The sequence below is a fragment of the Haloferula chungangensis genome, from assembly GCF_042664875.1.
Classification (GTDB): Bacteria; Verrucomicrobiota; Verrucomicrobiia; order Verrucomicrobiales; family Akkermansiaceae; genus Haloferula; species Haloferula chungangensis.
The window spans coordinates 306,111-329,241 of the sequence record NZ_JBHTBS010000004.1 but is presented as its reverse complement, the minus strand read 5'-3'; the positions used below and the strand labels follow the sequence as shown (position 1 = coordinate 329,241).

The following is a 23,131-nucleotide window of genomic DNA, read 5'->3' as shown; positions in this document are numbered from 1 at the left end:
CTGATCGGTTTCCAGCTTCCGTCAAATCCCTGCTCACTCACCCAGTTGACTTTGCCCTGAATGCTCCGGCAAGATTGCCATTCTAAGAGTGCAAAGCTGTGGTTCCTGCGCTTTGTTGGAGGGCAAGCCCCACCAGCCACTCATCCCATTGAAAGCCATCTTCTCCGCGCTCATCCTCAGCATTTCTGTCCTTCACGCCGACGACTTTGCAGACGCGCCTGATTTCGCACATGCCATGCAGATCGAAACGCGCGAGCTTGGGGGATTTCCCGTCGTCTTTCATTACGGCGAGATCCGCCCTGACTTCGAGGACCATTCCGCCAACCCTCATCGCCGCCGCAGCTCACTCGATGGACCATGGCATTTCCGCTTTGACCCCGAAAATATCGGCCTCACCGAAAAGTGGCACAGCTCCTCGGATCTCGATGCCTGGACCAGCGTGAATGTGCCCCACTGCTGGGACATGATGGCTGGCGGTCGCTTTTGGGATTGGTCGGATCGTTCGATGAAAAACCCGCCGATGTACGACGGCGCCGCATGGTACCGTCGCGACTTCGACACCGAGCTTCTCCCTGGAAAAAGTCACCGTCTCGAATTCCTCGGCGTTCCCCATCGGGTCCGCATCTTTCTGAATGGCGAGCTCCTCGCCCGCCACGAAGGCGGCGGCCAACCTTTCTCGCTGAATCTCTCTAACAAAGTTCGCAGCGGCTCCAACACACTTGCCGTGCAGATCATTCGCCTGCCAAATTTCCGCGAGAAAAAGGACGGCAAAGGCTTCGACGAAATCGAATACACCCACACCCGTCACCCGAAGGCTCCCGACAACTGGCCCTACGCCGGCATTCCTCGCTCGGTCAGCCTCATCAGCGAAAACCTCGTCACCATCCGCAAGACCCAGATTCGGACTCTCGATGGCAAGCTCGAAGCCATTCTCTGCCTCAGCAATCACGACACCAAAGCCCACAACGGTCTCGCCAGCATCAGCTCGTCGGCGATTGAAAGCACCGCGGCCCTCCCTTACGAAATCGCTCCCGGTGGCCACCAGCTCCTGCGTTTCAGCGCCCCCTTGAAAAAGGACGCCAGCCTCTGGTCGCCGGACTCGCCGCAGCTCTACCAGCTTGTGGCCAGTTTGTCGGAGGACGATGCTGCCATCGACCAGCTCCAAACCACCTTCGGCATCCGCAGCTTCCGCGTCGATGGCACACGCTTCAGCCTCAACAACGAACCCATCTTTCTCAAAGGCGCCGCATTTTACGAAGAACACCCGACTCGTGGCAACGCCCTAACAGAGAGCGATCACCGCGACTTCTTCAAACTTGCCAAGGATGCGAAGGCCAACTTCGTTCGCCTCCACGTTGCCGAGCGTCATCCTCTCACCTACCAACTCGCCGATCAGCAGGGCGTGTTGCTTTGCGGAGAATGGGGCGGATTCTGGTACAAGGAAAAGTCGATGGACGCGCAGACCAAAGACAGCCAGTCCATCTTCCAATCACTTGGCCGCTGTGCTCTGTGGGATCTCATGAACCACCCGTCGGTCGTGATCTGGGGCATCCACAACGAGTGTCACCAGTTCTGCCCCGAGTACGAACGCTTTGTCAAAATGGGCCACGAACTCGTCGACCAACACGACTGGCAGGAACGCCCGGTTACCTGGGCCGCCTGGCATCCGCACATGGGCCAGCCCCACTTCGAACATGCCGATGCCGTTGGCTTCAACGAATACCGTGGTGCGATGGATCCTTTTGAGAAGCTTGAACCCGACCTCAAACGCACCATCAAGGAGAACCCTGACAAGCCACTGATCATCCTTGAGAACGGTGGCTGGTCGAAACTCGGCGACCGGGGTCCCAAGGAACGCAAGGGCAACGAGAACTGGCAAGCCCACCTGCTTACCCGCCAACACGAGGTGCTCAGCCGATTTTCCCCACCCCTCTCCGGCTACACCTACTGGCTTCTTGTCGATTACCGATCGCGCAAGACCTACACCGGCAACAGGAAATCCGATGGCTGGTCGCGCATGGGCATGTACAACGAATATGGCCAGCCCAAGCTCGTCCGCGATGTCTTCCGTGACCTCAGCTGGCCAGTCCGTTAGACATCGCAAACTTCGAACTCCTGGCTCAACCAACCCATCATCTCATGAAAACCAAGATTGCCCACCTGATGGACAAGCTCCGCTCGACCTTCTGGGTGGTTCCCGCGGTCTTGGTGATGAGTTCGATCATTGCCGCCGTTTCGCTGATCACGCTCGACCACCATGCCAAGCACTGGGTGTTGCGGACAGCGCCCTGGCTTGAGAATATCTCTCCTGAAGGAACGACCACCCTGCTTGGCACGATTGCGAATTCCGTCCTCGCACTTGCCGGGGTCACCTTTTCAGTCGCCTTGGTGGCGCTCACGCTCGCCTCATCCCAGTTTGGGCCGAGACTCCTCCGGAACTTTATCCGTGCGAACACCACCCAGTTCACTCTCGGACTTTTGTTAGCCACCCATGTCTATTGCCTGCTGGTAATCCGGAACGTGCGCAATGGCGGCGATGGCTTCGTGCCCCATCTGGCAACATTCGGAGCCTTCCTTCTGAGTCTCGCCTGCATCGGTCTGTTCATCGCCTTCATCCAGCATGTGGTTTTCTCCATCCAGGCGGATCGCGTGGTCGCCGATGTCTACCGCGAGCTCTGTCGCTCCATCGATGATTTCTTCGGAGAAGAAGGAGTCTCGGACGACGCGGAAGAAGACAGGCGGATGCAGGAAAAGGAGAGCTGGGAGGATTTGAACAGTGAAGACTCCCTCGCTTCCCAGAAAACAGGGTACCTTCAAGCCGTTGACATCGCCGGGATGGTATCGCTCGCCGCAGAACACGATCTTCACTGCCGGGTTCTTGTTAGACCGGGCGACTTCATTGTCAACGGAGGTCATCTGGTGGCATGGAACGCACCCAGCGCTCTCTCTTCCGAAGATCGGACAAGATTTCACAATTGCTTTCTGATTGGCGAGCGGCGGACCGCAGAACAGGATTTCGAGTACTGCGTCCGGCAGTTGGTCGAAGTCGCCTTGCGGGCGCTTTCCCCTGGGATCAACGACCCCTTCACCGCCATCAACTGCATCGACTACCTCGGCGGAGCTCTCGTCCGGGTCGCGGGCAAGCGCTTGCCCAAAGACGAATTCGAGGATGACGATGGCGTTCCCCGGATCAGAACCCGCCCCGAAACCTTCACTTCGTTTCTCGATGCAGCCTGCGACCAGATCCGCCAGGCGTCATTCAACAAACCGGAGGTCTCCATTCGCATGCTCGAAATGCTCAGGGGCGTCGGTCAGCAATGCCGCATTGGAAAGCAACTCGAAGCGGTTCTCAAACAGGGCGAGTTGATCGCCTCGGTGGCTCTCGCGAACGCACCCACCGATTCGGATTCGAAGGAGATCGAAGACCGTCACAGCGCATTGCGCAATTTGATGAAGGATCGATGACGTATCCATTCGGCAGGGATCGAGGATCAGTCCAGGTGGGCCGATACCGACAGCCCCTAACATTCCTCCATTCGGCTTTGACTGCGCCTCGATGGCAACCATGCTTGAACTCGATGCAACTGTTCAACCTCGACGACGAACATAAGGGGAAGGCTTACCAGATTCTGGCCTCATTGGTGGCCCCGCGACCCATCGCCTGGACAGCGACCAGAAGCGCGGAAGGCTCAGTGAATGTGGCTCCCTTTTCATTTTTCAACGTGTTCGGTTCAAGACCGCCCGTGGTGGTCATCGCGCCGGGCGACAAGGAACCTGGAGTCCCGAAGGATACCGCACGCAATATCCGCGAGAGCGGCGAGTTCGTCATTCATTTGTTAGACGAACCCCTGGTCGAGGCCATGAACGCCACCGCCGCCGAGAAGGACTATGGCGACAGCGAGTTGGACGGCCTGGGTCTCACTCTTGCGGACTGCGATCATGTCTCCGTTCCGAGAATCGTCGAGGCTCCCGCGGCACTGGAGTGCCGCGAGCACACGACATTGCGGATCGGAAAGAACCGACTCATCATTGGTCAGGTTCACCGCGTTTGGGCGAGAGAGGGGCTCTTCGATCCCAAGACGCTTCGTTTTGATCAGGAAAAGTACGCCCCGATCGCCCGCATGGGATCGCCGGACTGGTATGCCCGCACCGACGATCTTTTCTCGCTCAAGCGACCCGACTGATCTGGCTCAAGCGATCAGCAGCAGACGTGACGGATCACCGGGCAAGCTGTCCGGCGCGCGATGAATGCAGGGCGGCACCGGGCAGCCCGGATAGTCGACTGCAATCCGCCACAGGTTCCAGACACCAAACGAATAGACTTCCGCCCCAGGCCGGGGTGCGTAGTGAAGGTCGTAGCAGTAGTCGGCCAGATACTCCGCGAAGCCCTCGTCATCCTTGCCCCCATAGTCATCTAACAGCATCGCCCTCGTTTCGGGATCATCGATGTGCCGCAGCGCCTCCTCATTTTTCAAACCTTCACTCGAAGGACCCAGGTAGGTGCACAGCCAGGTATCCGCCTCATCGGTCGCGCGATCCGCGTGGAACGAATACACATCGGTTCGCAACAAACCCGGATCATCGTCCCGCTCGTAGCCGATCACCCCGTTGAGCTCCGGGGCCAGACCCAGGGAGCGCAGCTTCCTCATGTCGGAGAGCATTTGTTCGACCGCCTTCTTTCCCGCCTCGCTCAGCTCCAGACTTTCCAGTTCCTCCTCATCCAGCGGATTGATTCCGCCCTCGAGCTTCAGCTTCCGGATTACTTCCTCGAAGTCGCCATCCAACCGCCGCTCCCAGCAAAGCGCGTTTACTCCATTTTCGAAGCGAGTCCTCAGGAGCTCATCAAAGTTCGAAACCCTCTGCACGCGGGCGTTATCCGCAGTGAGTCCAGTTGGATGCATGCCCGTTCCTAAGCAGAAGTCCTGATCCGATCACCTGAAATCCAATGGCATGATCGGTTCAGGGCGAGGGAGAGCCGATGTTTCTGGTGCGATTGCTCTTTCCGAGATCGCGGATCGGGCCGTAGCTTTCGATGCGGTTATTGGTGGCGTCCTTGCCAAGCACGACGGCGTAAGGCGTGCGGTTGTTGAGGGTGATCTCGGAGGCCTTGCATTGGTCTGGCGCGAAGTTGAGGAAGAGCTCTTCCATGCCTTCGGGGACATCGGGAAAATCAACGGAGAGGAAATCGAAACGCAGCAGGAAGCCGAGGATGATGGGACGCTGGACTGCGGGTGGCGAGGAATCCGCGCTGGTGAAGGTGATGTTGTGGCCGTGGCCCTTGATGGCGGCGAGCGGGTGGTCACCGAGGCTGTGCTCTGAGGGCAGGACCTCGAGTTCGATCCGCGCGTCATGGTGGGAATCCATGTGCAAATAAAGCAGCGGTCCGTAGGCGGCATTGCCAGCTGAGTCGACGATCGTTCCGCGACTCGGCGGCGAGTAGCTCTCGATCACACAGTCGGTGACGAGGCAGTTGGAAATGCGGGCACTTCTGGCGAGGTAGAGCTTGATGCCCCCGCGGGTCTTGTCGACGCGGCAGTTGTCGACGGTGAAATGCCCGGTCTTCTCGTAGGCGCGGATGGCGTCTTCACAAAGATTGATCATGTGGTCGCGTGGCATCGCCAGGCCGGCGACATTCTCCGGCCACTGGATCTGGTAGTCGAACCTTCGGGCGAGATCGTCCTCGTGCTTCTCGGTATAGAAGTCGTTGCTGGGACGAAGCTCTCCAACAACAGTGGTATTGCGAACGGTGGTTTGATCCGCGCCACTCTGGGCATAGATGGCGTGACCAAAGGCTTCCATTTTCAGATCGCAGTGGTCGAGGATGCTGCGGTTCCCGGTGATCTGGATGCCACAGTGCTTCTTCAGGGAAAGGACCGGGCTGGAACCAATGCCGTAAATGTTCCCGTAGCCGTAGGGGAAGGAACCGCGGACGATCATGCGGCAGCCGATCAGACGGTTGTCATCACCACTGATGCGCAATTCGGTGGTGCCACGTTCAGGGTAGTTCGAACGATCGCGATTGTAGGCGCCAAAGTCAGTGACTTCGTTTTTGCCATCAGGATAGGTGTTCTCGAAAACGCCGCCCTTGATGGTGATGTGATTGCCGCTGAGCACGTAAGTTCCCGTGCCGCGCGAATCCCGATTGCGGCGTCGTTGACCGTTGCCCCGATCGCTCTCGATCCCTCGGTTGTCGCTCATCGCTGAGATGACCTCGATGGGCATGTTGATGGTGACACCGCTGAGATCGAAGTAGTTGTTTGATCCGGAAAAGTGGAAGGCGATCTTGCTGTCGCGGATTTCTCCGACGGTGTAGGTGCCCGGTTTCATGGTCACGTGCTGGTGGCTCCGGGTGGCGGCTTCGCGAAGTTCATCGAGACTCGAAACTTCGACTTTTTCCCGGTCCAGTTGTTCCCCGGCCACGGGCTCCAGTTCGTGGACCCGGAAGTTCGAATAGATGTGGTGGGTGCCGACCATGCGGAAGCCGAAGTAGCCTTCCTTGTATACCGGGAATCGATCGAGATCGTACGCCGCAGCCTCACGGATCCGCTTGCCTTTCGCGTCCTGGCGCTCGATCTGGATCTCGTCGTCGCGCGAGATTTCGTAAACGAGGCGTCCGTCGACGATGTACTGGATGAGGTCATCGAAGGCGACGAGCTGCACGCTCATGCGCTGGTCCGGCTTGATGAGGAAATCCTTCTGACCATCCTTGTCGGTGAGCGCGAGATGAGCTGCGGCCTCACCCTCGACAGTTCGCGGATAGCGCCGCATGCGGGTGGTGCTATTCTTTCCGCCGCCGGTGCTGGCGTAGTAGCCGAGCATCTTGTCATAGCTGCCGAAACCTCCGTCGTAACGCTTCGGATCAAACAGGCCCTTGTCGGCATCGACCGGGTCGCTGGCCATCCAGAAATTATTGATGTCGGTGGGCCGCAAACCGTTGATCTTTTCTTTCGGTGTCGGGCAGAGGACATCGTAGCTGATCGTGACGCGGGTCTTGAGCTTCTTCTTCAACCAGATCGTGCAGCCGCGGGCAGGAACGTAGCAGTCGAGGCTGCGATTCCGGACCTCGACGCGGGGAGTCGGCGCCCCTTTCTTATCCTCGATCTGCACGACCCATTGATCGAGCTGGTGGAATTGGTCTTCACCGATGAGCTGACCGACTTCGAAGCGTCCCTGAGCCTCGCCAAGCACCCATGGCCCGGCGTCTTCACGATACTGAGCGTGGGCTCCGGAGAAGAGTGCGGAGCCCAGGGTGAGGGTGAGGAGAAAAGCTTTCGTCGTCATCGTGCGTGCCCATTTTACAGGAAAGCGGGGCAGCTCATGTCAGCAAGATGCGGGTTTCTTGTTCACCAGTTGACTTGGGCCATGATCACTCCCTCGCCCTCCCGATCTTCTTAACAAGATTCTTCCGTCCCTTGCTATCCGGAATCTCGGGCAGGTAGCTCGCCGCCATCTCGGGATCACCGTCGGCAATGGTCCATGCGAACCCCAGCACGGTGGCAGAGCGGAGTTCACCCTCGGGCATCTTTTCCATCCAGCTCGCAGCGCTCACCGGATCCTCCCGGCCCCAGTTGCAGACCAGATCTACTACCGGATGCTTGAACTTGTTTGGCTGATCTGCAATCCACGTATCCCACGTTTTCGGATCAATATCGAGAAACCAGTCCGCCCACTTCCCTCTGTTTTCCAGATCCCCTTGATGGGATGCACCCACCGCAACCTGAAACTTTTCCTGCGGAGTAAACTCGCCATCGACCAGGGTCCGCACGTCCTCAAAGGGCCATCGCTCCAGCTGGTTGGTCATTTCTCTAACATAATCCTTCCGGACCGTCGCCAGCAATGGTGAATCCCCACGCTTCTCCTCCGCCCGCCTCAGCGCCGCCATGAAGCGCAGGTGATCTGCCAGGGTGTCGAGCCTGTCGTCCACGAAACCCCCAAGGTGGGCCAGCGCGTCGGGATCGGCGGCATACTTCGGCGACATCGCCATCTCCAACATCCGGTCGGGATCAGAAGCCGCCAAGGCGAGCATCGCACTCTGCCGTGTCGAGGTGGTCTCATAGTCGGCGTTCCCCTTTTTCTCCTCAAAGCGCGCCATCGCCTCCTGCGGTGAAACCTGTAACCACGCCCGATAGCAGCGATCAAAACGTTGCTGCCAATCAGGAAGATCGCGATGGGCTTCAAGGTAGTCGAGGAAGGCCTTGGGCGCGACTTCAAGAAAAAGTTCGAAGCAGGCCTCGATCCGTTGATCGGCAGTCAACTCTGCGAGCCTCTCATCCCTTTGAAGCGCCGCAATCAAGGAGGCGATGTTTTCCGCAGAAAAATCCTTCGCCGTTAAGAGCATCTGTTTTCTCTGCTCGACGAAATTCAGATCTCCGTCCCTTCGGCCACTGCTCCGCATTTCACGGAAAGCCACGATCATCTCGACCATCGCTTCGTGAACTGCGGCGACCTTCTCCTCGCTCACTCCGAGCGACGATGACGCGGTGGCGGGCGATTCACCATCCGAAGCAGAATCGCCCTGAGTTTGCGCCAGCAGTCTGGCAGTGTCGGCTCGAAGAGCGGCCAGGCGCTTGTTTTGGAAGAAGGCAAGGGCCGCAACGATCAGGATCGCGGCAACAATCAGGAGGAGGCGTTTCATGGGTTCTCGATGGTTTGAATGATTTCCGCCCGCTTCACCGGGTCCTTGATTTTTTGAGCAAGCTCCAGCGCCTGCGCACGGAACTCGGTAAATTCCCCGAAGTCGCGGCGACCGAGTTCGCGCACCAAGTCGTCATCACGCAGCACCTCCCGTTGGCTGATACTCCTCAATTGATTCTCGATTTCACGCCGTTCACGATCATGGAGAGTCGCTTTCGTCATTTCGAAAATCTCATCCGCCTCATTCGGCACGTGCCGCTCCAGCCATGTCATCGCCGCCGACTCGACCATCGTCCGCTCGGGCCGTGGTTGATGATCATAGTAGTTTCCCACCACGGTGGCCGCATAAGCCTCCGCGATCACCCGGCGTTCTGATGGGAGCAAATCCACCGTTTCCATGATGCGTCCCGGCACTTGAGAATCCTGCCAATAGGGCCAAGCATTGCATGCCCATAAGAGACCTCCGATGGCTTGCACTCGACCGTATCCATCATTTTTGGCCTCCCCCGGAACATACTCACGAATCAAGGGCAGGAACTTGGCGAACCGATCCACGGCCATGTCTGGCTCAAGAGAACGCTCGGGCGCGATAAAATCCATCGCATCGCGTATCAGGTAGTGAAAGTGCACGCCGGGTACCAAGCCCATCACCTCGCGCACTCGCGGCGAGTCCTCGAGTATTAGAGCTCCTGCAACTGCCGCCTGAAAATCCTTGAATGCCAACCACGTGGTGTCCCCCGAACTTCCGAGACCCGGAAATTCGCCACTCAGTTCTTTAAGCCAATCGATCGCTTCACCAGGAGATTTTGAAGTCCAGTCATAGAGCGCTTTTTCGACGCCGACGTTCAGCATCAGAGGCTTCCCGGGAACGGCGGAGCAGGCGACTCTAACCGCTCGCTCGGAATCGATCTTCGCCAGCGCCGTCACGAGTTCCCTGAGCAGATTCGATTTCTTCGATTGATCACCGCGCAACCCAAACACCTGCGGAATCAGCTCGGCCAGTTCATCATCACTGAGCGAAGCCAGCATTTCCTCGAATTCGATCCGCTTGAGGACCCCCAAGCGCTGCGCCTCGGCGTACGCCCGCTGCAAGTCATCGATCGTGATCCTGTGTTTTGCCAAACCAACATCCGCACCTTCCAAAGTCCGGTTCGGACGAATCGGCTTTTTCATTTCAGTGAGACCAAATCGAAGTCGTTCATTCTGATCCACGACCCGCGAGATGGCGAGTTGCTGAACGACCAGTGGCGAAGCGAGGACGAGGAGGGTGAGCGGCAGAACGGCTTTTGATTTCATGGCCATGAAGAGAGTCAGATGGGTGGTGGAATGGGTGGATGCTCCGGCGAGCGCGGAACCCGCCGCCGTTTTCAACAAACTCGCCGGCGCCGCCTTCGCGAGCTGCGTGCCGAGCCCGGATGCCAGTGCAGCCGCGGTGATCGCCACCCCTTTGCCGCGCAACATCCTTGAGAGTTTGTCGATCGCCCGTCGGCACTGCTTCTGCACCGTCGCGGCCGGACGTGCCTGCTGCTCGGCGATTTTCCTGAAAGACCAGCCTTCGAAGTAATGCTGCAGAACCACCACCCGGTCCGATTCCGACAAGCGATCCAGCGCGGGATCGAGATGAGGCAAAGCCGCGAGCCACGCCGCCTCGTTGTTCCCGGTGCCGCCGATTTCGTCGGGATGTCGAAGCTGGGATCGGCGGTGGTGGGACGCTTCGGAACGCATGGCTTTGGAGGATTCGAAGAGGGTGGCTCGGTGCAGCCAGGCAGGCAGGCGCTCTGGATGCCTGGCAAGTGACGAGGCCTTCTTCGCCACCGCGCAGAGCACGTTCTGGCTGACCTCCTCGGCCAGCGGTCGGCTCCCCGAGCGACGCAGCGCCGTGTGGTAAATCAGCCCGAGATAGCGTGAGGCGAGCGCATTGAACGCCGCATCATCGCGATCCTTTGCAAAGCGGATGAGAAGTTGTCCGTCGGTTTCCTGCATGTCCTTTTGCCCATAGAACACCGCGCCACTCCCCGATGCGGACAATTATTTTGGAGCTATCAGCCCGCGGAAGCTCGATGGCCCTGACGCCAAAAGCCTGGAACGGTGACGAAAGTTCCCCGAGCGATTCATTTTCCTATCCTCAGATGAAACATATGGTAAAAAGCAAGGGTAATGCTTAGGTAATCCGAATTATTCCTTTTCGGGCTACCCCTAAGATTGTATACGTTTAGAGGAATTCGACAAATCCATCAAAGTCATGATGAAACCATCCATAAAAGCCATGCTACTCGGTCTCGCAGTTGCGATGACCCCCGCCCTCCCAGGCGCAGAACCAACCGCCTCGGCGGACGTTGCGGCGAAAGCCAGCAAAACTACCAAGCTCCTTGATGCGAGCTTCGACTCACTCTCTAAGGTGCTCGAAGAATCCAGCAACAAGCTTGCCGAAGCCGAAGCCCAGCGCGTCCTTGCCGTCAACGAACTCGACGCCCGACGCAAGGCCCACGCCGAGACCCAACGCGAACTTGCCGAGCTGAAGAAGCAACTCGCGGCAACCCAGAAGAGCGAAGCCAACTGGAAGAACCAGTCCGAGCAGCTCAGCAAAAAGCTTGCCGCCGGTGACGAGGCTCACGCCAACCTTGCCAAATTCCGCGATCAGATGGCCGCTACCCTCAAGGAGTTCTCCTCCCTTCAAGGTGACATTGCCAGCGTCCGCAGCGAGCTCGAAGCTCCCGCCGAACGCATCGCCCTGAGCAAGCAAAACGAACAATTGCGTAGCGCCAAGGCCAAGCTGGAAAAGGATCTCAACAGCGCCCAATCCCAGCTCGCATCCGAACGCAAGAGCCACGACCAGACACGTGACCAGCTTAGCGCGGCTCAACGCCGGGGAGACATCCTTGAAGTCGCCCTCGCCGAAGCCACCGAATCGAACAAAGCCCTGACCGCTCAGCTTGATGAAAACAAGCGCACGCTCAATGCTTCCAAGATCACGACTCGCGACGCCGTGCAGAACGCCGCCGTTCTTGAAAAGTTCGCCGCAAAGCTCCAGCACGAGCACTCGAACATGGCCAAGTCACTCGCCGCTGCCGAGCAAACTACCAAGGAAACCCAAGGTAAGCTCTCAAACGCCGAAGCCGCTCGCAAGACTGCCGAAAGCAAGATCAACGAGCTCGGAGCCAAGCTGCAGACCGCCAACGCCGACATCAACAAGCTCAACCGTGAAAAGGGCGAACTCCGCCAGAGTGTTGAAAAAGGTAGTGCTGCTCTCAAGACAAGCCAGCAGCAGCTCGAAGCTTCCAAGGCCCAGGCTGCCAAGCAGCAAAAGGACAGCGCCCAGGAACTCGCCGCACTCAAGGAGAAGCAGCAGCAAAGTGAAAAAGCCATTGCCGCCATTCGCGGTGAAAAGGACCAGGCCCGGAAGGCTCTTCAGGAAAAGGCTGAGAGCACTGAAAAGGAAATCTCCGGCCTTCGCCAAGAGCTCCAGAAATCACAAAGCTCCCTGGCCACCCTTCGCAAGGACAGCAACGAATTGCGCGAAATCTCCACTCAAACCAGCGAGCAACTGAAGCGCAGCAAAGAGCAGGTCAAAGCGGTGGAAGAAGAAAAGCAGGTGCTCCGTGAAGCCCTCAAAAAGCGCGAATCAGAAATCGCCCAGCTTCAAGCCAGCCTCGACAAAGCTCACTCCAAGGATACCGCTAAAGTCGACGGAATCGACGAGTAAGCCGTCACGATTTTCCCCAAGCCGCTCACCCGAAAGGGAGAGCGGTTTTTTTGTGCCGCAAAGGCTCGCCAAAGCCCGCCCCGCCCATCATCCCTTCCCGCTCATGAGGCGCACGGCACCCACTCCGGAAATCATCGGCAAACGCCCCTTTTGTCTCATCGATATCGAGACCACCGGCCTCAGCCCGGCCAGCGAGGAGATCACCGAAATCGCCGTCATCCGCGTCGATGAGCACCTCGAAGTTCGAAACGAAATGAGCCGCCTGATTCGGATTTCCCGGCCGGTGCCGTGGCACATTACCCGCCTCACCGGCATCTCCGATTCCCTGCTTCGCATCGAGGGCCGGGAGTTGGCTTCCGTGCTGGAGGAATCCCACGCCTTCGTCGAGGACCTCCCCACCTTCGCTCACAATGCCAGCTTTGACCGGCGTTTCCTGAATGCCTCCGCCAGCCGTGTCCATCTTGGACGCGAGTTCACAGTCGACTGCTCGATCCCCGTCTTCAAACGCCTCCTTCCTCCTCGCAAAGGATACGGCCTGCCCGTCCTCGCCGCGGCTCTGCGCGTCTCCGGCGGCGGCGCCCACCGCGCCCTCGCCGATTGCCACGTCCTCCTCAGCTGCCTCAAACGCGCCCTCGCCATCAAGCAGACTCAGCGACAGCAATCCGGAGATTGCGCCAATCCGTATCCGCAGTAAGTAAGAATCGTGCCGCAACGTATTGCCCCTCTATGAAACTCCTCTGCACCCTCCTCGCCGCTACCACCCTCATGTCCCCTGCCTCCGATCTTTCCGAGATCCCCTTCAAGACCATCAAGGACAAGGAGACCTCGCTCGCCGACTACAAAGGCAAAGTCGTGCTGATCGTCAATACCGCCTCGAAGTGCGGTCTTACCCCTCAATACGAAGGCCTCGAAAACCTTTACCAGAAGTACCAGGGCAAGGACTTCGTCATCCTCGGCTTCCCCTGCAACGACTTCAAAGGCCAGGAGCCCGGCACCGCCGAGGAGATCGAAAAGTTCTGCAAAACGAAGTATGACGTCAGCTTCCCGCTGATGGCCAAGATCCACGTCCTCGGCGAAGATCAGCACCCGCTCTACACCGCCCTGACCGGTCCGGAAGGCGCCTTCCCCGGCGATGTGAAATGGAACTTCGGCAAATTTCTCATCGGCAAGGACGGCAAGCCCATCGCCCGCTTCGAACCCAGGCAGACTCCGCAGAGCAAGGAGGTCGTCGATGCCATTGAGAAAGCACTCTGATCCTCCAGCTGGAGCTCCGTGATGGGATTGCCCTTTCGGCAGAGCCCACCATAAGCGCTGCGCTCTGGATGCGAAGCTCGAGAATACGTGACACTTCGTGTCCCTTCTTTGAGCATCACTGAAGGCTTGTCGAATGGCTCCAGCCCCTCAGAATAACCGTCGCCGGAAGCGCTAGTCGCAAAACCGCAGTAAACTTGCGCGTTCCGCCGGATATTGAAGAAAGAGTCCGCGCCAGCGAACGTAAAAACGCACCCAACTTCACGAAGTTCACGAAATTTATGAGCACCTCAGAGAAACCCGACACCCTGGCCCTTACTTACGGCGCGCTTCTTGCCCGGCTCTGGCTCGCCGCCCGGGCCATCCAGACTGGAGTCGAGAAATTCGCCACCACCACCGAGGTCGAACGCCTGGCTCTCGTGGACGGCAAGCCGAACGACTACGGATTGATGGAGACGGCGACCGTCAAAACTTATGCACTCGATGCCTACAAAGGCATCCCGGACGGCCTCAGTGAAACCTTTGCCGATCAGCCGATGATCCCCGGCTTCATGCTTCCGATCTACAACGCTGTGCTCGGTCCTGCGCTGATCATCCTCGGCCTCACCATTCTTCTCGGAATCGCCAGCCGCACCTCACTGTTCGTGCTCGGCCTGCTCTACATCAGCCTCACCTGGGGTCTCATTCTCATGGGCAATGCCGGTCAGTCCGGTGTCGCATGGCTCGGCACCCACATGCTGATCATCATCGCCGCCCTCGCCCTTCATCGCCACAATCGCTTCTGCATTCTCAAGAAGTGGTAATCCCCGACTTGATACGACCATGAGTCAGGAACCCAACAACCTCACCCGTCGAAGCTTCCTCACCCGCACTGCCGGTGCCGGAATGGTCCTCGGCGCGCCCGGTCTGCTGAAGGCCGCGGACCCGCAATCCAAGGACACCCTCCACGTCGCCCTGATCGGCTTCGGCAAGCAGGGCGAAGTCCTCTTCAACTGCCTGCGCAACATTCCCGGCCTCCATTTCCAAGCCGTCTGCGATATCTCCGATTGGAACCGCAAGAAGGGCATGAACCAGGTCCGTGCGCTTCAGGGAGAGATCCCGAAAGGCTACGTCGACATCGACGAAATGCTCGCCACGGAAAAAGGCCTCGATGCCGTGGTCATCGCCACCCCCGACTTCTGGCACTCGCCACACACCGTGAAATGCCTCGAAGCGGGCCTGAACGTCTACTGCGAGAAAATGATGTCGAACACCATCGACGGCGCCCGCGCGATGGTCCACGCCGCAGAAAAATCCGGCAAGCTCTGCCAGATCGGCCACCAGCGCCGCAGCAATCCGCGCTACCGCTACACCAAGGACGTTCTCATCAACGACAAGAAGATCTGCGGTCAGATCACCAACATCAATGCCCAGTGGAACCGCTCGCTCGGAGCGTCCCAGGACATCGGTGGCGAAAAACTTTCCAAGAGCATCATCGTTCCCGACGAGGTGCTCAATAAGTACGGCTTCAAGGACATGCACCAGTTCATGAACTGGCGTACCTACACCGAGCTCTCCGGCGGACCGATTTCCGACCTCGGCGCGCACCAGATCGACATTTTCGGTTGGTTCCTCAATGACGCCAAGCCCACCGCCGTCTATGCCTCCGGCGGCAATGCCTACTTCAAGGACCGCGAGCACTTCGACAACGTCATGTGCATTTTCGACTTCGATACCCCGGAGGGCGAAGTCCGTGCCTTCTATCAGGTTCTCACCACCACCAGCGCTGGCGGTGGGTTCTGGGAAAGCTTCATGGGCACCGAAGCCACCATCAAGATTTCGGAAATCGCCGCGAACTCCGCCATTTTCCGCGAAGACGGTGCCCCGCAGTGGGACGATCTGGTGAAAAAGGGCTATCTCAAGCGCAAGCCCGCCCCACCGAAGCCGGAAGCATCCGCCGATGCCGTCGCGTCCTACGCCTCGGCCGCACCGGAAGAATTCGAGCTTCCCGGCGGCTTCAACAAGCCCGCCCACCAGCCGCACCTTGAGAACTTCTTCGCCGCCGTGCGTGGCGAAGCCACCCTCAACTGCGACGCCCGCCACGCCTTCGAAAGCGAAGCCCCCATCTACTGGGTCAACCCTTCCGCCCTCGAAAAGCGCCGCATCGATTTCACCGCAGAACACCTCTCCGTCTAACAATGGAGAAGGACTTATAGAGTCCTTCATCTCACCAGAAAGAGCCAAACTCAACCCCTCCTCCAATTCGAAATGAAAGCATCCAAGATCCTCGCAATCGTCGGCCTTCCCGCCGCCCTCATCATCTCCAGCTGCAAGTCGGAAAGCGGCGGTGCTGCCACCGACTCCGGTGACGCAGCTCCTGCAAGCGACGCAGCCGCCACATCAAGCGGCGTCGAAGGCGGCGTTCCGCTCGTCAGCGAACTTCCTCCGGAACTCATCGAAGGCACTCCCGTTGCCATGAAGGTCCCGAACCTTCTCCAAGCTCCGACCGCGGCCCCCGTGTTCAACGTTCCGGAAGGCACCGAACTCCTCTCCGCAGGCAAGCCCGTCACCGCCAGTGACGACCTCCCCCTCATCGGCGAGCTCGACCTCATCACCGATGGCGACAAGGAAGCCGGCGAAGGCTACTTCGTGGAAATCCTCGACGGTCTCCAGTGGGTTCAGATCGACCTCGAAAAGAGCGCCGACATCAGCGCCATCTGGGTCTGGCACTTCCACTCCCAGAAGCGCGCCTACAACGACGTCATCGTTCAGATTTCCGACGACGCTGAATTCAAGACCGGCGTTACCACCGTCTTCAACAACGACTACGACGATTCCTCAGGCCTCGGAAAAGGTGGCGACCGCCCCTACGTCGAAAGCCGCTTCGGTCACATCATCGATGGCAAAGGCACCAAAGGCCGCTACGTCCGCCTCTACAGCCAGGGCAACACCTCCAACGACATGAACCACTACATCGAAGTGGAAGTCTACGGCAAGGCCAGCTGACCTCAGCCGGGAAAGCGGCGTTCCGAGCCGAACCAACTTCAAGGCCGGTCCCTCACAAGGGTCCGGCCTTTTTCGTGCCTGCAATCGAGCATGACAGCCAATCTTGTAATGCCTGCAGTTCTCCCCGCGTCTACCTTCCTAGATCATGACGCTCCACTCCTTCTCCCTCACTGCCGCCATCGGCATACTCGCCTGCGCACCCGCCTCCGCCGAGCTCATCCTGCCCCACTTTTTCAGCGACCACATGGTCTTCCAGCGGGACAAGCCGCTGGTGATCTGGGGGCAGACTGATCCGGGAAAGGAAGTGATCGTCAGCTTTGACGGCGACGCCACCACCGTCACCAGCAATGCCAATGGGGATTGGAAGGCCACCCTCAAGGCCCGCTCCGCCCAATCCAATGGCGCCGACCTCAAGATCACCTCCGGCGACGATACCCGCACTCTGACAGACGTGCTCGTCGGCGAAGTCTGGTTCGCCTCCGGGCAATCGAACATGGCATGGACCCTGAGCAAAACCCACCAAGCTGAACAGGATATTGCCGCCGCCGATCATCCCGGCATCCGGGTCTTCCAGGCCAAGCGCAGTCCTGCCGCCAAGCCTCAGAAAGACATCGACGGTGAGTGGCTCGTCTCAGCACCTGAAACCGCTGGCTCCTTCACCGCCGTCGGATACTTCTTTGCCCTGGAGCTCCACAAGGCGCTCGATGTTCCTGTGGGCATCATCTCATCCTCATGGGGCGGCAAGCCGGTCGAAACCTTCACCAGCCGCGAGGCCCTCGCCACCCTTCCGGAAGGAAAGGAACAGCTCGCCAAGCTCGAGGGATTGGTCGACCGCTACGATCCCGAGAAGGCCGCCAAACAATACGAGACCGCCCAAGCGGCGTACCAAAAGAAGCTCGCCGCATGGAAAGCCAAGTCAAAGGACGCTCGTGGCCAGCAGCCGCGCCGGCCCACACTTGCTCGCGACCCCGCCGCCACCGAAGGCCGCCCCGGCGTGCTCTACAACGGAATGATCCACCCCTTCGTCGGCTACCCGATGCGCGGCGCCATCTGGTACCAAGGCGAGGCCAATGCCAAGACACCCGAAACCGCCGCCGCCTACGGAAAACTCTTTCCGCTCATGATCAACGATTGGCGCAAGCGCTGGAATGATGAGTTCACCTTCCTCTGGGTGCAGCTCGCCAACTTCCAGAAAGCCACCGACCAGCCCGGAGCCGTCGATCCATGGGCCGAGCTCCAGAATGAACAACGCAAAACGCTCTCTCTAACAAAGACCGGCATGGCCGTCGCCAATGACATTGGCGCAGCAAACGACATCCACCCCAGGAACAAGAAGGAAGTCGGGCGTCGCCTCGCCCTCTGGGCCCTCGCCAAGGACTACGCGAGGAAGACAACTTTCAGTGGACCACTCTACTCTAACAGCATTGTCGAAGGCTCTGAAATCCGCATCAACTTCGACCAAGCTAGCGGTCTGAAATCCCGCGATGGCAAGCCACTCAAACGCTTTGCCATCGCCGGCGATGATCAAGTCTGGCACTGGGCCAACGCCCGCATCGAAGAAGAAAGCGTGATCGTGTCATCTTCCAAAGTTACCAAACCGGTCGCCGCTCGCTACGCCTGGTCATCGAATCCCGAGGGCGCCAACCTCGTCAACGGAGAAGACCTCCCCGCTTCGGTCTTCAGCACCGAGGAGTGAGGGCGGTTGATAGGCCAATCTCGAAGATTGATCGGGTTCCATTTCCCTTATCGGTATCGGCTCGCAGCTGAGCCGATTCTTTGAGATGTATTGAACTCGAGGCCTCCAAAGCCCTCTAACAAATCCGAGCGGGAATCCGATCTCTCAAGGAGACTTCCCGGTTCGTCGGGCTCGGCGTGCCCGGATTTCAAAGATTTCTTAGAAATCATTCGTGATGAGATTCCGTGAACTCACGACACTCGTCCGACGTCTTCTTAACCGCTCCATATGACTGATTCTGTGTGCGTTATGTGAGTTTTCATTAAGGGTCACGAACGACCATTCTTCCCTGGGTCCGCCGCCTACGCTTGGCGCAGAAGTCACACGTTCCCGTGACACGACAATTTTCCTCAACTGTCGTAAAAGTGAGAATGAAAAGCAGCATTGAATGGTGCTTTCTAAAAAATGCCACTGCTCCCGAGCCGTGGTGTCCCATCGCAACAAAGACCCAAAAAACAATGACCCACAACTCACGCAACATCACTTCCATGTCAACTCAGCGCGGCTTTACGCTCGTCGAACTCATGGTAGTCACTGTCATCATTATCGTTCTCGCCTCCTTCGTATTTCTCGGCACCACCCGACTGAGATCCGCTACGGATAAAGCGCAATCTGTCGATAACCTCAGAAAACTCCAGCTCGCCAACGGACTCTATGCGTCCGACAACAATGGCCGATTCGTCGCGTGCTATACCAAGAATGAGAAAGGCAATGCCGGTGGAATCTGGGATCGAAATTCAGATTTCCTCGATCTCTACATCGGCGTGAATCAGCCCACCGAAGGAAACAGCCAGGAGAGCCGTGTCTCGCCAAAGCATCTCGATGCCATTGCTTACAAGGCCAGAGCTGCCGAATTCGATACCCTGAAGGCGAGCTACGGCATGGTTTCAAAAGAAGACTACACATCGAGTGAACCGGGCACCGAATCTTCCTACCGTCTCACCGAATTAACCTCGCCATCGCAGACCGCCTCCTTCGTCACCGCCGTGAACTGGCTCGTCCAGTACAGCGGCCGCAGCAGTTGGAAAGGAGTCGAAGGAAAGGTCAATGCTCCCATGATGGCCTACCGCCACCGCGGCAAGGCACTCGTCGCCTACTACGATGGCCATGTCGGGGAAATCACGATGGACGACATGACGAGCCTGGACGCGCGTGGCGGTAAAAAGAACAGCTTCTGGATGGGCACTAATGGTCGCCGTTGAGGCTGACCCAGGCCCGGCACGGAGCATTGCCGCTAACGGCGGAACTTCGTTAATCAAATTGGTGCTGAGCATTGCCCTCGGTGGGATGAGCCCTACCATCCTGCGGCATGCCCCATTCATCCGACCTTCTCTACCTTGAAATCGGTGCGAAGCAGGAGGACGCCGAACTGTGCGTCGTCCTCATGCACGGCCTGGGAGCGGACGGCCATGATTTTGAAGAGGTCGCAAAGATGCTCTGTCAAATGGCCGCCCCACGTCGCTGGCGATTTGTCCTGCCCCACGCCCCAGTGATGCGGGTCACGGTCAATATGGGAACGGCGATGCCTGCCTGGTATGACATTCTCGCCCTCAGCCATCCCCGTGAGGTGGATTGGGACACGGTCGCACTCAGCCAGCAAAGAATCGAATCGATCATGGCCGCTGAGTCCGCGCCAAAGATCATCCTCGCGGGCTTCTCCCAAGGGGCTGCGATGGCACTCCACGTGGGTCTCAGGAATCAGGAAAAGATCGCCGGCATTCTGGCGATGTCCGGCTATCTGCTTCAGTCCGATGCCTACCCGACGCCGGCTAACAGGAGCTCACTTCCCATCAGCATCCTCCACGGCAATGCCGATGACGTGGTGCCGATCAAAGCCGCCGAAGAGGCACTCAATGCCCTGAGAATCGCGGGCTACACAGCCAGCTTCAAAAGCTACATCGCCCTGGCCCACTCGGTTTCCCAGGAGGAAGTGCGCGATGTCTTTGACTGGCTGAAGGAACATGGTTCCTGAACTTCTCATCCCCCCGAAAAAACCGGCTCAAAACCCGCTTCAAGCAGGATGCGTTTCACCTCCTCACGCTTGTCGCCCTGAATTTCGATACAGCCGTCCTTCACGGTTCCTCCCACCCCGCAGGCTTTTCGCATCAGCTTGGCCAGGTCCTGTTTTTCCGCCTGACCGATCCCGGTGAAGTTTTTGACAATCGTCACCGCTTTTCCGCCGCGATGCGCTGTCTGGCGCACGATATCCACCCGTCCGCGACGGGTATTCTTCTGCCCGCGTTTGGAGGTCCTGGCGGGGCTGATCGGCACGAGCGCTTCCGGTCCCGCCGGGAGGTCACCGAGTGCGTCCAATGCACCAAATGCATTCGGCTCGCTGGATCTCTCCTCAGATTCCGCGCCACTCCCTTTCTTCTTCCGACCCATCGCCGCATTCAACCGCAGATCCGCCAAAGCTCACGCAAATTTTTCGAAAATCAGAGCGAACCACCTTTAGCCCATCCATCTTTTAGCCCATCCATCTTCCCGGAAGGCTTCCCACTCCCGCTCCGCCCGACATTTGGCGAGAAGCCACAGGAGAAAGCGATTCCCGTACAAGAAAAGACCGCCGAAACGAATTCGGCGGCCTCTTCAAGAATCGGGGCGAGTCGGAGACTCAGCCTGCGAAGTTTTCTGCGACGACGTCCCAGTTCACCACATTCCAGAATGCGGCGATGTAGTCGGGGCGGCGGTTCTGATAGTTGAGGTAGTAGGCGTGCTCCCAGACATCGAGACCGAGGAGCGGCTTGCCGGAGCAGCCGGCGATCGCTTCACCCATGCATGGGCTGTCCTGGTTGGCGGTCGAGCAGACGGCGACGCTGCCGTCGTCCTTTTTCACCAGCCATGCCCAGCCGGAGCCGAAACGGGTTGCGCCGGCATTGGCGAATTCTTCCTTGAAGGCATCGAAGGATCCGAATGCCTTGTCGATGGCGGCAGCGAGCTCGCCAGAAGGGGCAGAGGCTCCGCCGGGTGCGATGACTTTCCAGAAGAAGCTGTGGTTGGCGTGACCACCGCCGTTGTTGCGAACGGCGCCGCGCTTGCCTTCGGGTACCTGCGAAAGATCGCTGACGAGTTCGCAGATGCTCTTATCTTCAAGACCGGTGCCTTCGAGGGCGTCGTTGAGCTTGCTGACGTAGGCAGCGTGGTGCTTGTCGTGGTGAATCTCCATGGTCTTCGCGTCGATGTGGGGTTCGAGTGCGTCGAAGGAGTAGCCGAGTTCGGGGACTGAATGTGCCATATTGAGGATTGGTTTGGTTTGCGTTCGAGGCCCGCGACCTTTAGTCCGGTCGAGCGATTGCCCCGCGCCACGATGGCTCGGACCCGCCAGTCCGCAAGGAACAAACGAACCATGCCTGACCTTAACACCCTGGATCTCGCCCCCCACCTCCCCTGGATCACTGCCGCCGCCGTCGGATTACTGCTGGGCTGGCTCATCACCTGGCTGTCAGGAAGATCGGTCCGAAGTCGCCTGGAAGAGCAGCTGCGAGGGGAAATGCGCCGCGTAGCGGATTTCGAGGCGCGGCTGGCACGGGTGACTTCAGCTCAGGAGGAAGAGGAGCGAAACGGCATGGTTTTGCGCGAGCAGCTCGCGGCAATCAAGGTGCGGCTGGAAGAGGAAGCGAAGGCTGCCAAGGAAAAGCAGGCGCTGCTCGACCGGGCCGAGCAACGGCTTTCGGATACCTTCAAGGCACTCTCGGCGGATGCCCTGAAATCCTCCACCGATCAGTTTTTCAGCATGGCCAGACAATCGCTTCAGGCTCAGCAGGATGAGGCGAGGGGCGAGCTCGAAAAACGACGCGTGGCGATCGAGCAATTGGTCAAACCGATGACCGAAACCCTCGGCAAATTCGAGGGCCGGATCGGCGAAATCGAGAAGGCGCGGGTCGGGGCCTATGGCGAACTCAAGGAGCAGGTCAAACAAATGGCCGAAGCGCAGCTCGGGCTGCAGCGCGAGACCGGACAGCTCGTCAAAGCCCTGCGACAGCCGACCGGTCGCGGTCAGTGGGGAGAAATGCAGCTCCGCCGCGTGGTCGAGATGGCCGGCATGCAGGAGCACTGCGATTTCACCACGCAGACCAGCAGCACCACCGACGAAGGCAAACGGCTGCGTCCGGATCTGGTCGTCAGCCTGCCAGGAGGAAAGACGATCGTCGTCGATTCGAAAACCCCGATGGATGCCTACCTGGATGCCATCGAGGCCGATAGCGATGGGGAGCGCGACGAAGCGATGAAGCGTCACGCGCGTCAGGTGCGCACCCACATCAGCCAGCTATCCTCGAAGAACTACACCGCGCAGTTCGATGCCGCACCGGAATTCACCGTCCTTTTCCTACCGAGCGAGGCCTTCTTTTCCGCCGCCCTCGGCACCGATCCCGGGCTGATCGAAAAAGGGGTGGAGCAAAATGTCATCCTCGCCACTCCGACCACCCTCATCGCGCTGCTGAAGGCCGTAGCCTACGGGTGGCGACAGGAGACGCTGGCGGAGAACGCCAAGGAAATCTCGCTGTTAGGGCAGACCATGCACGAACGGCTTTCGAAGCTCACCGACCACTTCATCAAGCTCGGCAGGTCATTAGACAGCGCCGTGGGGCACTACAACTCGGCGATCGGATCCTACGAAACCCGCGTGCTGACCACCGCCCGGAAATTCGAAGAACTCAAGGCGGTGCCGGACGACAAATTCCTGCCGGACGTCGATCCGATCGAAAAATCCGCTCGCCTGCCAATGGCCGAAGCCATGGACGAGGACTTTGGCTTTGCTGCAGATACGAAAAAGAAGGCTGGCTCGGCGGCGGATGATTTGAGGAACGCTTTGGAGGGATGAG

General features: G+C 58.7%; 19 protein-coding genes. 13 read left to right on the top strand and 6 right to left on the bottom strand.

The genetic code is table 11. The annotated features are described in order from the left end of the window. The first annotated feature begins 148 nt into the window (after positions 1-148). From ACFQY0_RS10405 to ACFQY0_RS10395, 3 genes are all read left to right on the top strand, one after another. On the top strand, positions 149-2,095 hold the full coding sequence (locus ACFQY0_RS10405; protein ID WP_379712008.1) for a glycoside hydrolase family 2 protein: 1,947 nt from the start codon (positions 149-151) through the stop codon (positions 2,093-2,095). A gap of 44 nt (positions 2,096-2,139) precedes the next feature. Further along, positions 2,140-3,465 carry a DUF2254 domain-containing protein gene (locus ACFQY0_RS10400; RefSeq protein WP_379712006.1) on the top strand — a complete coding sequence of 442 codons (1,326 nt, stop codon included), beginning with the start codon at positions 2,140-2,142 and terminating at the stop codon, positions 3,463-3,465. A 113-nt stretch (positions 3,466-3,578) separates the two neighbouring features. Beyond that, positions 3,579-4,184, top strand: a complete 606-nt coding sequence (locus tag ACFQY0_RS10395) for a flavin reductase family protein (RefSeq protein ID WP_379712004.1) — start codon at positions 3,579-3,581, stop codon at positions 4,182-4,184. Positions 4,185-4,190: 6 nt separating this feature from the next. Here ACFQY0_RS10395 and ACFQY0_RS10390 read toward each other — a convergent pair whose 3' ends face one another. The 4 genes from ACFQY0_RS10390 to ACFQY0_RS10375 all read right to left on the bottom strand — a co-directional run bounded on the left by ACFQY0_RS10390 (position 4,191) and on the right by ACFQY0_RS10375 (position 10,662). Continuing rightward, positions 4,191-4,901, bottom strand: a complete 711-nt coding sequence (locus ACFQY0_RS10390; protein ID WP_379712002.1) for a hypothetical protein — start codon at positions 4,899-4,901, stop codon at positions 4,191-4,193. 58 nt (positions 4,902-4,959) lie between these two features. Then, positions 4,960-7,281, bottom strand: a complete 2,322-nt coding sequence (locus ACFQY0_RS10385) for a DUF6250 domain-containing protein (protein WP_379712000.1) — start codon at positions 7,279-7,281, stop codon at positions 4,960-4,962. 85 nt (positions 7,282-7,366) lie between these two features. Next, a complete protein-coding gene (locus ACFQY0_RS10380) occupies positions 7,367-8,635 on the bottom strand; it encodes a hypothetical protein (RefSeq protein ID WP_379711998.1) in 1,269 nt (422 codons plus the stop codon). Next, positions 8,632-10,662: an RNA polymerase sigma factor gene (locus ACFQY0_RS10375; protein WP_379711996.1), complete on the bottom strand. Its 2,031-nt coding sequence runs from the start codon at positions 10,660-10,662 to the stop codon at positions 8,632-8,634. Before ACFQY0_RS10375 ends, ACFQY0_RS10380 begins: the two co-directional genes overlap by 4 nt. A 217-nt stretch (positions 10,663-10,879) precedes the next feature. Here ACFQY0_RS10375 and ACFQY0_RS10370 point away from each other — a divergent pair, with 217 nt between their 5' ends. The 9 genes from ACFQY0_RS10370 to ACFQY0_RS10330 all read left to right on the top strand — a co-directional run bounded on the left by ACFQY0_RS10370 (position 10,880) and on the right by ACFQY0_RS10330 (position 20,280). Next, positions 10,880-12,337 carry a coiled-coil domain-containing protein gene (locus tag ACFQY0_RS10370; RefSeq protein ID WP_379711994.1) on the top strand — a complete coding sequence of 486 codons (1,458 nt, stop codon included), beginning with the start codon at positions 10,880-10,882 and terminating at the stop codon, positions 12,335-12,337. Between the two features lie 103 nt (positions 12,338-12,440). Beyond that, positions 12,441-13,031, top strand: a complete 591-nt coding sequence (locus tag ACFQY0_RS10365) for a 3'-5' exonuclease (protein ID WP_379711992.1) — start codon at positions 12,441-12,443, stop codon at positions 13,029-13,031. A 32-nt stretch (positions 13,032-13,063) separates the two neighbouring features. Next, positions 13,064-13,591 carry a glutathione peroxidase gene (locus ACFQY0_RS10360; RefSeq protein WP_379711990.1) on the top strand — a complete coding sequence of 176 codons (528 nt, stop codon included), beginning with the start codon at positions 13,064-13,066 and terminating at the stop codon, positions 13,589-13,591. Positions 13,592-13,869: 278 nt separating this feature from the next. After that, complete coding sequence (locus ACFQY0_RS10355; RefSeq protein WP_379711988.1) at positions 13,870-14,391, top strand: hypothetical protein; 522 nt, start codon at positions 13,870-13,872, stop codon at positions 14,389-14,391. Between the two features lie 19 nt (positions 14,392-14,410). Continuing rightward, positions 14,411-15,763 (top strand): Gfo/Idh/MocA family oxidoreductase, encoded by a 1,353-nt coding sequence (locus tag ACFQY0_RS10350; RefSeq protein ID WP_379711986.1) that lies wholly within the window; start codon positions 14,411-14,413, stop codon positions 15,761-15,763. A 72-nt stretch (positions 15,764-15,835) separates the two neighbouring features. Further along, on the top strand, positions 15,836-16,573 hold the full coding sequence (locus ACFQY0_RS10345) for a hypothetical protein (RefSeq protein WP_379711984.1): 738 nt from the start codon (positions 15,836-15,838) through the stop codon (positions 16,571-16,573). Between the two features lie 145 nt (positions 16,574-16,718). Continuing rightward, positions 16,719-18,269 (top strand): sialate O-acetylesterase, encoded by a 1,551-nt coding sequence (locus tag ACFQY0_RS10340; RefSeq protein ID WP_379711982.1) that lies wholly within the window; start codon positions 16,719-16,721, stop codon positions 18,267-18,269. 527 nt (positions 18,270-18,796) lie between these two features. After that, entirely contained in the window at positions 18,797-19,510 is a 714-nt protein-coding gene (locus ACFQY0_RS10335) for a type II secretion system protein (RefSeq protein ID WP_379711980.1), read from the top strand. A 107-nt stretch (positions 19,511-19,617) separates the two neighbouring features. Continuing rightward, positions 19,618-20,280, top strand: coding sequence for an alpha/beta hydrolase (locus ACFQY0_RS10330; protein WP_379711978.1), 663 nt, complete (start codon positions 19,618-19,620; stop codon positions 20,278-20,280). A 5-nt stretch (positions 20,281-20,285) separates the two neighbouring features. Here ACFQY0_RS10330 and ACFQY0_RS10325 read toward each other — a convergent pair whose 3' ends face one another. Both ACFQY0_RS10325 and ACFQY0_RS10320 read right to left on the bottom strand, forming a co-directional pair. Further along, a complete protein-coding gene (locus ACFQY0_RS10325; protein ID WP_379711976.1) occupies positions 20,286-20,621 on the bottom strand; it encodes a translation initiation factor in 336 nt (111 codons plus the stop codon). Between the two features lie 301 nt (positions 20,622-20,922). Next, complete coding sequence (locus ACFQY0_RS10320; RefSeq protein WP_379711974.1) at positions 20,923-21,543, bottom strand: superoxide dismutase; 621 nt, start codon at positions 21,541-21,543, stop codon at positions 20,923-20,925. A gap of 111 nt (positions 21,544-21,654) precedes the next feature. On the opposite strand from ACFQY0_RS10320, the gene ACFQY0_RS10315 reads away from it, so the two are divergent. Further along, the gene (locus ACFQY0_RS10315; RefSeq protein WP_379711972.1) at positions 21,655-23,130 is read left to right on the top strand and encodes a DNA recombination protein RmuC; all 1,476 of its coding nucleotides are present in this window, start codon (positions 21,655-21,657) and stop codon (positions 23,128-23,130) included. The last annotated feature ends 1 nt before the right edge of the window (position 23,131 follow it).

Excerpts from the sequence above, each read along its gene's own strand:
- ACFQY0_RS10400 (WP_379712006.1), top strand. The coding sequence starts at position 2,140 with ATGAAAACCAAGATTGCCCACCTGATGGACAAGCTCCGCTCGACCTTC.
- ACFQY0_RS10395 (WP_379712004.1), top strand. The coding sequence starts at position 3,579 with ATGCAACTGTTCAACCTCGACGACGAACATAAGGGGAAGGCTTACCAG.
- ACFQY0_RS10390 (WP_379712002.1), bottom strand. The coding sequence starts at position 4,901 with ATGCATCCAACTGGACTCACTGCGGATAACGCCCGCGTGCAGAGGGTT.
- ACFQY0_RS10385 (WP_379712000.1), bottom strand. The coding sequence starts at position 7,281 with ATGACGACGAAAGCTTTTCTCCTCACCCTCACCCTGGGCTCCGCACTC.
- ACFQY0_RS10380 (WP_379711998.1), bottom strand. The coding sequence starts at position 8,635 with ATGAAACGCCTCCTCCTGATTGTTGCCGCGATCCTGATCGTTGCGGCC.
- ACFQY0_RS10370 (WP_379711994.1), top strand. The coding sequence starts at position 10,880 with ATGAAACCATCCATAAAAGCCATGCTACTCGGTCTCGCAGTTGCGATG.
- ACFQY0_RS10365 (WP_379711992.1), top strand. The coding sequence starts at position 12,441 with ATGAGGCGCACGGCACCCACTCCGGAAATCATCGGCAAACGCCCCTTT.
- ACFQY0_RS10360 (WP_379711990.1), top strand. The coding sequence starts at position 13,064 with ATGAAACTCCTCTGCACCCTCCTCGCCGCTACCACCCTCATGTCCCCT.
- ACFQY0_RS10355 (WP_379711988.1), top strand. The coding sequence starts at position 13,870 with ATGAGCACCTCAGAGAAACCCGACACCCTGGCCCTTACTTACGGCGCG.
- ACFQY0_RS10350 (WP_379711986.1), top strand. The coding sequence starts at position 14,411 with ATGAGTCAGGAACCCAACAACCTCACCCGTCGAAGCTTCCTCACCCGC.
- ACFQY0_RS10345 (WP_379711984.1), top strand. The coding sequence starts at position 15,836 with ATGAAAGCATCCAAGATCCTCGCAATCGTCGGCCTTCCCGCCGCCCTC.
- ACFQY0_RS10340 (WP_379711982.1), top strand. The coding sequence starts at position 16,719 with ATGACGCTCCACTCCTTCTCCCTCACTGCCGCCATCGGCATACTCGCC.
- ACFQY0_RS10335 (WP_379711980.1), top strand. The coding sequence starts at position 18,797 with ATGTCAACTCAGCGCGGCTTTACGCTCGTCGAACTCATGGTAGTCACT.
- ACFQY0_RS10330 (WP_379711978.1), top strand. The coding sequence starts at position 19,618 with ATGCCCCATTCATCCGACCTTCTCTACCTTGAAATCGGTGCGAAGCAG.
- ACFQY0_RS10320 (WP_379711974.1), bottom strand. The coding sequence starts at position 21,543 with ATGGCACATTCAGTCCCCGAACTCGGCTACTCCTTCGACGCACTCGAA.
- ACFQY0_RS10315 (WP_379711972.1), top strand. The coding sequence starts at position 21,655 with ATGCCTGACCTTAACACCCTGGATCTCGCCCCCCACCTCCCCTGGATC.